Genomic DNA, 14,352 nt, shown 5'->3' on the forward strand with positions numbered 1-14,352 from the left:
TAGCGAATCAAACCTCGATTTCGCTATTACACCAGCACGCGCTCGATACCGCCATTGTTCGCGCGTTCGACGTACTGCTCCATCCAGTTTTCGCCGAGCACCTTGCGCGCGATTTCAACGACGATGTAATCCGCCTCGACGTTCGCGTCCTCGTTGTAGCGCGACAGGCCTTGCAGGCAGGACGGGCAGCTCGTGAGGATTTTCACGTCGGCGCCATTGGTCTGAGGACCGTCGCCGGCCTTGAGCACCGAGCCCGGCTGCGCGCCCGCCGCACCTGCCGACGCGTTCGCGGTATTGATCGCGTTCGCGCCCGCTTCCGCGACCAGCGGAATGCCGCGCAGCTTGGCCGCGCCCTTGCGGATCTCCTCTTCCTTGCGGAAGCGCACCTGCGTGGAGATATCCGGACGCGTGACCGCGAGCGTGCCCGATTCGCCGCAGCATCGATCGTTCTTTTCGATCTTGTAACCGTCGCGCTCAGAACCCATCAGGTCGTTGACGAGCTTGACCGGGTCCATCGTCTTGATCGGCGAGTGACACGGGTCGTGATACATGTAGCGCGTGCCCTGCACGCCATCGAGCTTGATGTTCTTCTCGAGCAGGAACTCGTGAATGTCGATGATCCGGCAGCCCGGGAAGATCTTCTCGAATTCATAGCCCGCGAGCTGGTCGTAGCAGGTTCCGCACGACACGACCACGGTCTTGATATCGAGATAGTTCAGCGTATTCGCGACGCGGTGGAACAGCACGCGATTGTCCGTGACGATCTTCTCGGCCTTGTCGTACTGGCCGGCGCCGCGTTGCGGATAGCCGCAGCATAGATAGCCCGGCGGCAGCACGGTCTGAACGCCCGCTTCCCAGAGCATGGCCTGCGTCGCGAGGCCGACTTGCGAGAACAGCCGTTCGGAGCCGCAGCCGGGGAAATAGAACACCGCTTCCGAATCGACGGTGGTCGTCGCCGGATTGCGGATGATCGGAACAATCTTGTTGTCCTCGATATCCAGCAGCGCGCGCGCCGTTTTCTTCGGCAGATTGCCCGGCATCTTCTTATTGACGAAGTGGATCACCTGCTGCACGACCGGCGGCTTGCCGACCGTCGCGGGCGGCTGGGCCGTCTGCTTCCTGACGATCTTCTTCAGCACGTCGTTACCGAAGCGCTGCGCCTTGTAGCCGAAGTCCATCATCACGTTGCGCGCGAGATTGATGGTCTGCGGATTCGTCGCGTTGAGGAAGAACATGCCCGCCGCGTTGCCCGCGTTGAACTTCTTCTTGCCCATCTTGCGCAGCAGATTGCGCATGTTCATGGTGACATCGCCGAAATCGATCTTCACCGGACACGGCGTCACGCACTTGTGGCAGACCGTGCAGTGATCGGCGACGTCGTTGAACTCATCCCAGTGCTTGATCGATACGCCGCGGCGCGTCTGCTCTTCGTACAGGAACGCTTCGACCAGCAGCGAAGTCGCGAGAATCTTGTTGCGCGGGCTGTAGAGCAGGTTCGCGCGCGGCACGTGCGTCGCGCAGACCGGCTTGCACTTGCCGCAGCGCAGGCAGTCCTTGATCGAATCGGAAATCGCGCCGATATCCGACTGCTGCATGATGATCGACTCGTAGCCCATCAGTCCGAACGACGGCGTGTACGCGTTGCGCAGGTCCGCGCCGTCGAACAGCTTGCCCTTGTTGAAGCGGCCGTGCGGATCGACGCGCTGCTTGTACGCGCGGAAATCGCCGATTTCCTCCTCGGTCAGGAACTCCAGCTTCGTGATGCCGATGCCATGCTCGCCGGAAATCACGCCATCGAGCGAACGCGCGAGCTTCATGATGCGCGCGACCGCGTGATGCGCGTCCTGCAGCATCTCGTAGTTGTCGGAGTTGACGGGAATGTTCGTGTGCACGTTGCCATCGCCCGCGTGCATGTGGAGCGCGACGAACACACGCCCGCGCAGCACCTGCTTGTGGATGGCCTGCGCTTCGTCGAGGATCGGCTTGAATTCGCCGCCGTTGAAGATCTGGCGCAGTTCCGCGCGAATCTCCTGCTTCCAAGAGATGCGAACCGTGCGGTCCTGCGCGATGTGGAACACATTGGCGTCCGGCTGCACGTCGACGCGATCCGCGAATTTCTCCGCGAGCGCCTCGTAGCCGAGATTGACGAGATAATGCTGCGCCTCGCGCAAGGGCGTATCGAGCTTGTCGCCGATGAACGTCCAGCGCTCGCGCACGCGCTTGAGCAGATCGAGCGCCTGGGTCACGCGGTCTTCGAGCAGTTCGGCGCTGGGGATTTCGTTGGCGTCGTCGGTTTTGCCGAGCGGCAGCTTGCCGGTGCGGAAAAACGCTTCGAGCGCATCGACGAGTTGCAGCTTGTTCTTCAGAGACAGTTCGATGTTGATGCGCTCGATGCCGTCCGTGTACTCGCCCATGCGATTCAACGGAATCACGACGTCTTCGTTGATCTTGAACGCGTTCGTGTGCTTCGCGATCGCAGCCGTGCGCGAGCGGTCGAGCCAGAAACGCTTGCGCGCCTCGGCGTTCACCGCGACGAAGCCTTCGCCGCTCTTGCCGTTGGCCATGCGCACGACTTCGGACGTGGCCGCGGCGACGGCATCGGCGTCATTGCCGACGATATCGCCGATCAGCACCATCTTCGGAAACGCGTTGCGTTTGCTCTTGGTCGCGTAGCCGACCGCACGCAGATAGCGCTCGTCGAGATGCTCGAGGCCGGCGAGGATCGCCCCGCCCTGCTTGGACGTTTCGAACAGATAGTCCTTGATCTCGACGATGCTCGGAATCGCGTCGCGCGCCTGGCCGAAGAATTCGAGGCAGACGGTGCGCGTGTGCGCGGGCATCTTGTGCAAAATCCAGCGCGCGGACGTGATGAGGCCGTCGCAGCCTTCCTTCTGCACGCCGGGGAGACCGGCCAGGAATTTGTCGGTGACGTCCTTCCCCAGCCCTTCCTTGCGGAACGTGCGCCCGGCGATGTCGAGGTTCTCCGTACGGATGAGCTTCTCGCCTGGCGCGCGGTTGCCGTCGAACCAGTCGAGGCGGAAACGCGCCACTTCGACGTCGTGAATCTTGCCGCAGTTGTGATCCAGACGCGTGACTTCGAGCCAGTTGCCTTCCGGATCGACCATGCGCCACCACGCGAGGTTGTCGAGCGCCGTGCCCCACAACACCGCCTTCTTGCCGCCCGCGTTCATCGCCACATTTCCGCCGACGCACGACGCATCCAGCGAAGTCGGATCGACGGCGAACACGAAGCCCGCCTGCTCCGCCGCTTCGGTGACGCGCCGCGTGACCACGCCCGCGCCGGAGAAAATCGTCGCGACCTTGTGATCGACGCCCGGCAGGTCCGTCATTTCGACGGGTCCGAGCTGCTCCAGCTTTTCCGTGTTGATGACGGCGGAGAAGGGCGTGAGCGGAATCGCGCCGCCGGTGTAGCCGGTGCCGCCGCCGCGCGGAATCACGGTGAGACCGAGCTCGAAGCACGCCTTGATGAGACCGGCGATCTCGGCTTCGGTGTCCGGCGTCAAGACGACGAACGGATATTCGACGCGCCAGTCGGTCGCGTCGGTGACATGCGCGACGCGCGAGAGGCCGTCGAACTTGATGTTGTCCTTCTGCGTCTCTTTCCCGAGCACGCGCGATGCACGGCGGCGCAAGTCGGCCATGCGGCCGAACTCGGCGGCGAAATCGTCGACGGCGCGGCGCGCGGCGGTAACCAGCAACTGCACGCGCTCGGCGCGTTCGCGGCTGCCCGCCTCGCTGCTGTGGGCCGAGAGATCGGCGCTGCGGCGCTTCTCGATTTCGGTCAGACGGTGATTCAGCGCTTCGACCAAAAGCGCGCGGCGCTTCGGGTTGTCAAGCAGATCGTCCTGCAGATACGGATTGCGGCGCACGACCCAGATGTCGCCGAGCACTTCGTACAGCATGCGCGCCGAGCGGCCGGTGCGGCGCTCGTTGCGGAGCTCGTCGAGCACGGCCCAGGCTTCGTCGCCCAGGAGCCGCATCACGATTTCACGATCGGAGAACGACGTGTAGTTGTAGGGAATTTCGCGCAGACGGGGCTCGACATCGAGCGCCAAGGCGGCATGGGCGCCGTTCGGATCGAAGGCTTGAGGTGCGTTCATGTTCGACGGTTCGGTGTGCCGGCGAGCGCGCTATGAAAAGCGGAAACGCCGGCGATGCGCGTGGGGGCGCAAATTTTCGAATGAGACTTCTCTTGGCGAAGGCGGCGGGGTCGCCCGATTGCGGCGATAGGGCGAAACTCGTTCACGGCGCCTTCGATGTGCCCTGGATCAACGCCACGATCGTGCGTGGCGCGCATGTCTTTCCGCCGCGGCGTGCGACTCGCGGGAGACGTGCGCAAGAAAATCGATCCGAAGCTGCCGGTGCATCTGCCGATCCTGATTGCTGATCCGTAAAAGGAAATTCTAACCCATCGCAGGGGCGCGCGTTTGCGGGCGCTAGCAGCGAGAAGGGGCTTTTGCGTGCGAAATCGCGACACGTTTTCGGCATTTTCGACGCTTTTTTGCACGACCGTCCGGCCGGTCGAGACGCGCGGCGTGCCCGGAAAAGGCACGGTTGGCGCTATGATTGATGCTTTCGCCCTCGAAACCCGCGCGCATCGCGGCTGCCTGACGATTCCTCGCATGACACATCCCGACTACCTGAAGAAAGTGCTGACCGCGCGTGTGTACGACGTCGCGCGGGAAAGCGAGCTCGAACCCGCGCGCAACCTGTCCGCGCGGCTGCACAACTCCGTGTTCCTCAAGCGCGAGGACAATCAGCCGGTTTTCTCGTTCAAGATTCGGGGCGCCTACAACAAGATGGCGAACCTCACCGCCGAGGAACTGGCGCGCGGCGTGATCACGGCGTCGGCGGGCAATCACGCGCAGGGCGTCGCACTTTCGGCGGCGCGGCTCGGCTGCCGCGCGGTCATCGCCGTGCCGACGACCACGCCGCAGGTCAAGATCGACGCGATCCGCGCGCACGGCGGCCCGACCGTCGAAGTGGTGCTCGCGGGCGAGTCGTACAGCGACGCCTACGCGCGCGCCGTGCAGCTTCAGGAAGAACGCAGCCTGACCTTCGTGCATCCGTTTGACGATCCGGATGTGATCGCCGGACAAGGCACCGTCGCGATGGAAATCCTGCGCCAGCATCAGGGCCCGATTCACGCGATCTTCTGCCCGATCGGCGGCGGCGGGCTCGCAGCGGGCGTCGCGGCGTACATCAAGGCGGTGCGGCCGGAGATCAAGGTGATCGGCGTGCAGACCGAGGATTCCTGCGCCATGGCGCAGTCGATCAAGGCGGGCGAGCGCGTCACGCTTGCGGAAGTCGGTTTGTTCTCGGATGGCACCGCGGTGAAGCTGGTCGGCGAGGAAACTTTCCGGCTGTGCAACGAGCTGCTCGACGAAGTCATCACCGTCGATACCGATGCGCTCTGCGCCGCGATCAAGGACGTCTTCCAGGACACGCGTTCGGTGCTCGAACCCGCCGGCTCGCTCGCCGTCGCGGGCGCGAAGCTGTATGCGGAACGCGAGGGCATCGAAGGCAAGACGCTGATCGCGGTCACGTCGGGCGCGAACATGAACTTCGACCGCATGCGCTTCGTCGCGGAGCGCGCGGAAGTCGGCGAGGCGCGCGAGGCCGTGTTCGCCGTGACGATTCCCGAAGAGCGCGGCAGCTTCCGGCGCTTCTGCGAACTCGTCGGCACACGCAGCGTGACGGAGTTCAACTACCGCATCGCGGACGAAAAGGCGGCGCATATCTTCGTCGGCGTGCAGATCAAGTCGCGCAAGGAAACGGCGCAGATGATGTCGGCGTTCGTCGAACACGGTTTCGCGACCGTCGATCTGTCGCACGACGAGCTCTCGAAGCAGCACATCCGTTATATGGTCGGCGGCCATTCGCCGCTCGCGCGCGATGAGCGTCTTCTGCGCTTCGAGTTTCCGGAGCGTCCGGGCGCGTTGATGAAATTCCTCTCGTCGATGGCGCCGGACTGGAACATCAGCCTGTTCCATTATCGGAATCAGGGCGCGGATTACAGCTCGATTCTCGTCGGCATTCAGGTGCCGCAGTCGGACAACGCGGAGTTCGAACGCTTCCTCGCGACGCTCGGCTATCCGTGGTGGGACGAAGGCGCGAATCCGGTCTACAAGCTGTTCCTCGCGTAAAGGCGCGAAGCAATGCCGAAGTTCACGCTCGAAGACAAGCTCGTCGTCGCGATTTCGTCGCGCGCGCTGTTCGACTTCGAGGAAGAAAATCGCGTCTTCGAAACCGGCGATCTCGCGCAATACGAAGCGCTTCAACGCTCGCGGCTGGAAACGCCCGCGAAGCCGGGCGTCGCGTTCGGCCTGATTCGCAAGCTGCTGGCGCTGAATGCCGGTGAGCAGCGCGTCGAGGTGGTGATTCTCTCGCGCAGCGATCCGATCAGCGGACTGCGCGCGTTTCATTCGTGCCGCGAGCATGGTTTGTCGATCGAGCGCGGCGTGTTCACGCGCGGGCGTTCGCCGTTCGCGTATCTGAAGCCGCTGCGCGCCTCGCTGTTTTTGTCGGCGAATCAGGACGACGTGCGCGATGCGCTCGCCGCCGGTTTTCCCGCCGCGCGCGTGCTGCCCGAAACGCCGCGCGCCGCGAGCCGTTATGCGGACGAGATTCGCATCGCGTTCGACGGCGACGCCGTGCTGTTTTCCGACGAAGCCGAGCGCGTGTTTCAAAGCGATGGCTTGAGCGCGTTCGTCGGCCACGAGACGGACAAACGCGGGTCGCCGCTTCCGGATGGCCCGCTCAAGCCGCTGCTCGCCGCGCTGAACAAACTGCAACGTATCGCCGACGACACCGAAAGCAAGTCGCCGATGCATATCCGCACGGCGCTCGTCACCGCGCGTTCCGCGCCCGCGCACGAGCGCGCGATCCGCACGCTGATGGCCTGGGACATCGATATCGACGAAGCGATGTTTCTCGGCGGACTGGACAAGGGCGAATTCCTGCGCGAATTCGAACCCGACTTTTTCTTCGACGATCAAATTCGCCATTGCGAATCGGCTCGCGTCGTGACTGCGACGGGGCACGTTCTCAGCGGCATAGCGAACGCATCATGACACCCGATCAATCTCCGCTCGGCAAGCCCGTCCACTACACCGAACAGTACGATGCGTCGCTGCTGTTTCCGATCGACCGCAAGCGCGCCCGCGATGCGATCGCCGTGCCCGCGCGGCTGCCGTTCTTCGGCACGGATATCTGGAACGCCTACGAGCTTTCGTGGCTGAACAGGCGCGGCAAGCCGCAGATCGCGGTCGCGACGTTCTTCGTGCCGGCGGATTCGCCGAACATCGTGGAATCGAAGTCGTTCAAGCTGTATCTCGGCTCGTTTGCGCAGACGCAGTTCGATTCCATCGATAACGTTCGCGCGGCGATCAAGCGCGATGTATCGGCGGTGTGCGGCGCGACGGTTTCGGTGCAACTGGCCGCGCCGGCGGATTTCGCGAAGCTGCAGATGGAAGAGTTCGAAGGCTTGTCGCTGGACCGGCTCGATCTCGATTGCGACGTGTTTTCCCCCGATCCTTCGCTGTTGAAGGCCGCGCATGATGAAGCGCCCACCGAAGAGACGCTGTTTTCGAATCTGCTGAAATCGAATTGTCCGGTCACCGGGCAGCCGGACTGGGGCAGCGTGCAGATTCGCTACTACGGCGGACAGATCGATCACGCGGGTTTGCTGCGATATATCGTGTCGTTCCGCGAGCACACGGGATTTCATGAGCAATGCGTCGAGCGCATTTTCATGGACATCATGCGGGAATGTAAGCCGGAACGGCTTGCGGTGTACGCGCGTTATACGCGGCGTGGCGGGCTGGATATCAACCCGTTCAGAACCAACTTCAATCTGCCGATGCCGGATAACGCGAGATTGGCAAGGCAGTAAGCGAAAACGCGGCTCTGCTTCTTTTGAATCAGAGCCGCGATCGCGATTACGCTTTCTTATAAGCCACGCAATCCACCTCGACCTTGCAGTCGATCACCATCGACGACACCACGCACGCGCGCGCCGGCGGATTCGCACCGAAGTACTCCTTGAACACCTTGTTGAACGAAGCGAAGTCGCGCGGATCGTCCAGCCACACGCCGCAGCGCACGACGTGCTCCGTGCCGTAACCCGCTTCCTTGAGAATCGCGATCACGTTCTGAATCGCCTTGTGCGATTGCTCGACGATGCCGCCGTTGATCACCTCGCCGTTTTCCATCGGCGTCTGGCCCGACACGAACAGCCAGCCATCGGCCTCGACCGCGCGTGCGAACGGCATATGCGCGCCGCCTTGTCCCTTGCCACCTTCCACGCCATAACGCTTCATCTTTCCGACTCCTTTTCCAAAACGAATTTGATTTAAAACGCGCCCTGCGCATCGAGTTTCGACGCCGTCCCGCGCGCCACGAAACGTCCCGCGCGCGCGCCGGTCACGGCCTGCTCGCGATACGTCAGAACGCCATTCACCCACACCGCGTCGATGCCATCGGCGGCCTGCTGCGGCTGCGCGAAGGTCGCGGCATCGCGCACGCGCTCGGGATCGAACACGACCAGATCCGCGTGATAGCCCACCTTCACCTCGCCCCGCTCGGTCAGGCTGAAGCGTCGCGCTGTGAGGCTCGTCATCTTGCGCACGGCTTCTTCGAGCGTCAGCACGCCCTCATCGCGCGCATAGTGGCCGAGCACGCGCGGAAACGCGCCCCACAAACGCGGATGCGGCAGCGGATCGTTCGGCAGGCCATCCGAGCCGACCATCGTCGCGGGATGCGAGAGGATGCGCCGCACGTCGTCCTCCGACATGTTGTGATACACCGCGCCCGCCGGTTGCAGACGCTTCGCCGCTTCCTGCTGCGTCACGCTCCATTCGTCGGCGATTTCGCGGACCAGCTTGCCCGCCATCTCAGGATGCGGCGTCGACCACGTGATCGTGATGTCGATATCGCCCGTGACCTGCTTCAGATCGAGCGTCGACGAACTGCGGTTGTACGGATAGCAGTCGCATCCGACGGGCTGCCCTGCGCGCGTCGTCTCGATCGACTTCAGCACTTCGACGCTGCGCCCCCAGTTCGACGGCCCCGCGCACTTCAGATGCGAAATCACCACCGGCACGCGCGCATGACGGCCGACGCGATACGCCTCGTCCATGGCGTCGAGAATCGCATCGAACTCTGTGCGCATGTGTGTCGTGTAAAGCGCGCCCGCTTTCGCCAGCGGTTCGGCCAGTCCCTGCACTTCTTCCGGTGGCGCGTTGAACGCCGATCCGTACGCGAGCCCGCTCGACAGACCGAGCGCGCCGTGGTCCAGCGCTTCTTCGAGTTGCGCGCGCATCGCGGCGATCTCGTCGCCCGAAGCCGCGCGATCCAGCCGGTCCATCTGGTTGTTGCGCAGCGCCGTATGGCCGATCAGCGCGCCGACGTTCACACTCGGACGCGCCGCGTTCACCGCATCGACGTAAGCGGCGAAGGTCGGATACTTGAACGCATCGGCGTTCCCGAGCAGGTTCATCGGATCGGGCGGATCGCCCTTCAGCGTCACCGGCGACGCGCTGATCCCGCAATTGCCGACGATCACCGTCGTCACGCCCTGCGTGATCTTCGGCATCATCTGCGGCGAGCGGATCACGTGCGTGTCGTCGTGCGTGTGGACGTCGATGAAACCGGGCGCGAGCACCTTGCCCTGCGCGTCGAAGGTCTCGTCCGCGGTCCAAGCCGACAGACCGCCCCGCGCCTCGACCGCGACGATGCGCCCGTCGCGCACCGCGACATCGCGTTCCACGGCGGGCGCGCCCGTGCCGTCGATCACGCGCGCGCCGACGATCAGCGTGTCGGCTTTCAACGAATCCATGATCAGTCTCCCAAGGGTTGTCGCTCGCCGCCGCCGCGATGCGCGTCGAGCGCGTGCTTCATGCGGCGCAGCAGTTCGCGGCTCGTATCGGCCTGCTTGACGGCCAGTTCGGTGACGAGCAGGTCGAGCGCCATCAGCATCGCGTAGCGCGACGACGACGGCTTGTAGATGAAGTCCGTTTCGATCGCGATGATCGGAATCAGCCAGTCGGCCAACGCGCCGAGCGGCGACGCCGGCGCGGTCAGCGCGATCACGCGCGCGCCGTACTGCTTCGCGAGCCGGCAGCTTTCGACCATCTCGGGCGTTTGCCCCGTCACCGACAGCGCGACGACGACCTGCTCCTTCGACAAGGTCGCCGCCACCATGCGCTGCAGCAGACCGTCCTGATAAGACGCGACCGGCCGCCCCAGCCGCACCAGGCGAAACCGCATTTCGTCGGCGAGCGCGGTCGAGCCGCCGCCCATGCCGAACACGTAGATCATCGACGCGGCAGCGAGCGCATCGGCGGCACTGGCGATCGGCGCGGCGCGCAACGCGCCCTGATTCTGCGCGAGCGTCTGCTGCACGTCGGCGAAGATGCGCGCGGAGAGCGAATCGGGCGCGGCGTCGTCATCGTCCGGTTCGCGCCTCAAAAAGCGCTGGCCGACCGCCGCCGCCTGCGCAAGCCGCAACTTCAACTCGCGCACGTCCTCGCAGCCGACCGCCTTCGCGAAACGCGTGACCGTGGCCACGCTCACATCCGCCTTGTCCGCGAGCGCGCCGATGCTCGCGCGCGACGCGCCCGCCAGGTCGTCGAGGATCAGCGCGGCGACCTTGCGCTCGGCGCTGCGCAACGCAGGCGCCAGCTCGGCGATGCGTGCGACGATGTCGAAACTGAGCGAGTCGGCGTGGCCGTTCATGTCTGTTTGCGGGTTTACGAGAAGATCGTGTTACTAAATAACATTTCCATGCCGGATGCTACTTTGGTTAACATAGCACCGTCAACTCTGGAACGCATCGCATCGCGCGCAGGGTTTATTTAAACGGACGATGGAGTAGCAGCACATGAAAGTTACAAACTATCAGAACGCGACGATCGACCCGTTCGGCAAGGGTCTCGGCATGGTGCCGGGCACGGGCATCCAGTTGAACGACGCGTCGCGTCTGCAATGGAATCTGCTCGAAGAGGACGTGAGTCTGCCCGCCGCTGTGCTCTATTCCGATCGCATCGAGCACAACCTGAAGTGGATGCAGGCGTTCGTCGGCGAGTACGGCGTGAAGCTCGCGCCGCACGGCAAGACCACCATGGCGCCGCAACTCTTTCGCCGTCAGCTCGACAACGGTGCGTGGGGCATTACGCTCGCGACCGCGCATCAGGTGCGCGCGGCGTATCGTGGCGGCGTGCAGCGCATCCTGATGGCGAACCAGCTCGTCGGCAAACGCAACATGGGCATGATCGCCGAACTGCTGACCGACGCGAATTTCGAGTTCTTCTGTCTGGTCGATTCGGCCGATGGCGTCGATCAGCTCGGCGAATTCTTCAGTTCGGTGCGCAAGAAGCTGAATGTGCTGATCGAGCTCGGCGTGCCGGGCGGCCGCACCGGCGTGCGCGACGACGCGCAGCGCGACGCCGTGCTCGCCGCGATCGCGCGCTGGCAGGGCACGATCGAGCTTGCGGGCATCGAGCTGTACGAAGGTGTTCTGCAGGATGAAACGAAGGTGCGCGAGTTTCTGAAAAGCGCGGTGGACATCACGCGCAAGCTGATCGCGGAAGGCAAGATCGCGCGCAAGCCGGCGATTCTGTCGGGCGCGGGATCGGCGTGGTACGACGTCGTCGCCGACGAATTCGCCAAGGCCAACAGCGACGCGATCGAAGTCGTGCTGCGTCCGGGCTGCTATCTGACGCACGACGTCGGCATCTACAAGAAGGCGCAGAACGAAATCTTCGCGCGCAATCCGATCGCAAAGAAAATGGGGCAGGGTCTCAAGCCCGCGCTGCAATTGTGGGCGTACGTGCAGTCGATTCCGGAACCGGATCGCGCGATCATCGGTCTCGGCAAGCGCGATTCCGCGTTCGACGCAGGCATGCCGGAGCCGGCGAAGCATTTTCGTCCGGGCAACGAGGCGCCGCGCGACGTGTCACCCGACGAAGGCTGGGAGATTTTCGGCCTGATGGATCAGCACGCGTATCTGCGCATCAAGCCTGGCGACGACGTGAAAGTCGGCGACATGATCGCGTTCGACATCTCGCACCCTTGCCTCACGTTCGACAAGTGGCGCCAGATTCTCGTCCTCGATCCGAAGTATCGCGTCACCGAAGTGATCGAGACGTTTTTCTAAGCTTTCTCTTCCAGCGAAGCGAGCGCGGCCGCCTGCGATGCATTCGCGGCCGCCACTTCCTGAATGCGCCCCTCGAACAGATGAAGCGCGCTCGACAGGGCCTCGATGGCCTCGTCGGGCAGTGACGCCATCGTGTCGTGCAGGAACGCGTTGCGCCGTGGCAGGCTTTCTTCCGCGATGGCGCGCCCTTGCGCCGTCAGCGCGACGTTCGACACGCGGTTGTCGCGCGCATCGACGCTGCGCACGATCCAGCCGAGACCTTCCAGCGTTTTCAGTTGACGGGTCAGCGCGCCCGGATCGACCTTCAGACGCTCGACCAGCTTCTTCTGCGACAGCAAGCCCGCATGCTCCTGCAGCGCGAGCAGGATGCGCCAGCGGGGCATCGGCTGGCCAACGGCAGCCTCGAACGCCGACATGAACGCGCGATACGTGCGCCCGAACTGCTGCATGACGGCGATACGGTCCTGTTCATTCATACGCGTGATTTCCGTGGTCATTCGGCCATGATGACCGGCTCTTGCGGTCCTTTCAGGCGCACCGGCGGCACGCGGCGCGACTGCCATACCGACACCACCGCGACCAGCGCCGCCAGCGCCAGACCGATGTGAATCGCCGCCACGAGCGCCTCGCGCGCGGCTTCGAGCAGCATCGCGCCGTTGTGGCCCGCCGCGCTCAATTGCGAAAGCAGCGTCTCCTGCCCTTCGCGGTTGATGAGAATCTGCGGATCCGAGAGATCGGCGGCCCAGTGCATCGCCCGATCCTTTTCCAGCGCGAGAGTCACGCCGCTCGCATAGAGATGGCTCACGAGCGTGCCGGTCAGCGCCGTGCCGATCATTCCGCCGATCATGCGCAGCGATTGCAGCAGCGCGGTCGCGATGCCGAGATGCGCGCGCCCCGCGGTCTGCTGCGCGAACACGGTGAGATTCGGCATCACGAAGCCCAGGCCCAGACCGCCGAGCAGCATGACGACGAGCAGCGCCGAGCGCGGCATGTTGTGCGTGGCGACGACCACGCCCAGACACGATACCGCGAGCAGCGCGAAACCGATGTAAAGCATCAGATTCGCGTTCTTGAGCCGCGTCACGATGCGCCCGTTCACGATACTGCCGATCGTGATGAACACCACGAGCGGCGTGATCATCATGCCCGCGTCCTTGGGCGACATGCCGAAGCCGCCCTGGAACAGCAGCGGTGCATAGAACAGCAGCGAGAACATCGTGAAGCCGCCGAGAATCGCGAGCGTGAAGAGCGCGGCGAGCGCCTTGTTGCGGAACATGTCGACGGGCAGGATCGCGTACTCGCAGCGCGTTTCCCACTTCCACAGCCCGAAACCGGCCGCGACGGCGGCCGCGAGCAACGCGGCGGTTTCAGCGCTGATGCCGTGTTTCGGCAACATTTCGACGAACAGTTGCAGCGCACCGAGCGCGATGGCGATCAGCGCCGCGCCAGGCCAGTCGAGCCGCATCTTGCCTTCGTGCGCGACGTGGCGCAGATGCGGCAGGAAGCGCCAGACGAAAAAGAGCGAGATCACGCCCACCGGCAGATTGACGTAGAAAACCGAGCGCCAGCCGTAGTATTGCGTGAGAAACCCGCCGAGCGAGGGCCCGATCGCATTGGCGATGCCGAACGCCGAACTCATCAGCACCTGCCAGCGCAGGCGCACGACGTTGTCCGGAAACAGATCCGCAATGCATGCGAACGCGGTGCCGACCAGCATCCCGCCGCCGATGCCCTGCAAGCCGCGCGCGAGCACGAGGAACATCATGCTGTTGGCGAGCCCGCACAATACCGACGCGACTGTGAACACGACAATCGAGGCGATCACGAACGGCTTGCGGCCGTAGTAATCGCCGAGCCGTCCGAAAATCGGCACGGTGATGACGGACGTCAAAAGGTACGAGGTGGCGACCCAGGCGTAGAGATCGAAGCCCTTCAGTTCGGCGACGATCGTGGGCAACGCGGTGCCGACTACGGTCTGATCGAGCGCGACGAGCATCGTGACGAACGAGATGCCCAGCATCGCCATGAGTGATTCGCGGAACGGTAAAACCTGCCCGCTCGAATGGTGCGCGGCTGTGTGAACGGCCATCTTTTGTAAGCGCAATAATTGACCAGTCAATGGAAATGGAATCATAGCACGGTGTTGCGCTCTAAAGCTGCGTGGCAACTCACCT

The 14,352-nt window shown here is 63.8% G+C and carries 10 protein-coding genes; 4 read left to right on the forward strand and 6 right to left on the reverse strand.

Annotated features, from left to right (window positions below; all coding sequences use genetic code 11):
- Window positions 1-26 precede the first annotated feature (26 nt).
- Window positions 27-4,121, reverse strand: coding sequence for a DUF3683 domain-containing protein (locus tag AWB79_RS01040; protein WP_061165519.1), 4,095 nt, complete (start codon window positions 4,119-4,121; stop codon window positions 27-29).
- 522 nt (window positions 4,122-4,643) lie between these two features.
- On the opposite strand from AWB79_RS01040, the gene ilvA reads away from it, so the two are divergent.
- Genes ilvA through queF form a run of 3 tightly spaced genes read left to right on the forward strand, consistent with a single transcriptional unit; the run spans window position 4,644 to window position 7,915 of the window.
- Entirely contained in the window at window positions 4,644-6,167 is a 1,524-nt protein-coding gene (gene ilvA, locus AWB79_RS01045; RefSeq protein ID WP_061165913.1) for a threonine ammonia-lyase, biosynthetic, read from the forward strand.
- 12 nt (window positions 6,168-6,179) lie between these two features.
- On the forward strand, window positions 6,180-7,094 hold the full coding sequence (locus AWB79_RS01050) for a 5'-nucleotidase (protein ID WP_061165520.1): 915 nt from the start codon (window positions 6,180-6,182) through the stop codon (window positions 7,092-7,094).
- The gene (gene queF, locus AWB79_RS01055; RefSeq protein WP_061165521.1) at window positions 7,091-7,915 is read left to right on the forward strand and encodes an NADPH-dependent 7-cyano-7-deazaguanine reductase QueF; all 825 of its coding nucleotides are present in this window, start codon (window positions 7,091-7,093) and stop codon (window positions 7,913-7,915) included. The genes AWB79_RS01050 and queF overlap by 4 nt, the downstream gene beginning before the upstream one ends.
- Before the next feature lie 46 nt (window positions 7,916-7,961).
- Here queF and AWB79_RS01060 read toward each other — a convergent pair whose 3' ends face one another.
- Genes AWB79_RS01060 through AWB79_RS01070 form a run of 3 tightly spaced genes read right to left on the reverse strand, consistent with a single transcriptional unit; the run spans window position 7,962 to window position 10,758 of the window.
- Window positions 7,962-8,342, reverse strand: a complete 381-nt coding sequence (locus AWB79_RS01060; RefSeq protein ID WP_061165522.1) for a RidA family protein — start codon at window positions 8,340-8,342, stop codon at window positions 7,962-7,964.
- A 32-nt stretch (window positions 8,343-8,374) separates the two neighbouring features.
- Window positions 8,375-9,859, reverse strand: a complete 1,485-nt coding sequence (locus tag AWB79_RS01065; protein WP_061165523.1) for an N-acyl-D-amino-acid deacylase family protein — start codon at window positions 9,857-9,859, stop codon at window positions 8,375-8,377.
- Between the two features lie 2 nt (window positions 9,860-9,861).
- Window positions 9,862-10,758 (reverse strand): MurR/RpiR family transcriptional regulator, encoded by an 897-nt coding sequence (locus tag AWB79_RS01070; RefSeq protein WP_061165524.1) that lies wholly within the window; start codon window positions 10,756-10,758, stop codon window positions 9,862-9,864.
- Between the two features lie 145 nt (window positions 10,759-10,903).
- Between AWB79_RS01070 and AWB79_RS01075 the strand changes: the two genes are divergently transcribed.
- Complete coding sequence (locus tag AWB79_RS01075) at window positions 10,904-12,178, forward strand: amino acid deaminase (RefSeq protein ID WP_061165525.1); 1,275 nt, start codon at window positions 10,904-10,906, stop codon at window positions 12,176-12,178.
- Here the strand turns inward: AWB79_RS01075 and AWB79_RS01080 are convergent.
- Together AWB79_RS01080 and AWB79_RS01085 are read right to left on the reverse strand one after the other, a co-directional pair.
- Window positions 12,175-12,654 carry a MarR family winged helix-turn-helix transcriptional regulator gene (locus AWB79_RS01080; protein WP_061165914.1) on the reverse strand — a complete coding sequence of 160 codons (480 nt, stop codon included), beginning with the start codon at window positions 12,652-12,654 and terminating at the stop codon, window positions 12,175-12,177. The genes AWB79_RS01075 and AWB79_RS01080 overlap by 4 nt on opposite strands.
- A 17-nt stretch (window positions 12,655-12,671) precedes the next feature.
- Window positions 12,672-14,267, reverse strand: a complete 1,596-nt coding sequence (locus AWB79_RS01085; protein WP_061165526.1) for an MFS transporter — start codon at window positions 14,265-14,267, stop codon at window positions 12,672-12,674.
- Between the last annotated feature and the right edge of the window lie 85 nt (window positions 14,268-14,352).

Origin of the sequence: Caballeronia hypogeia, from assembly GCF_001544875.2 — a bacterium.
GTDB classification, from domain to species: Bacteria; Pseudomonadota; Gammaproteobacteria; order Burkholderiales; family Burkholderiaceae; genus Caballeronia; species Caballeronia hypogeia.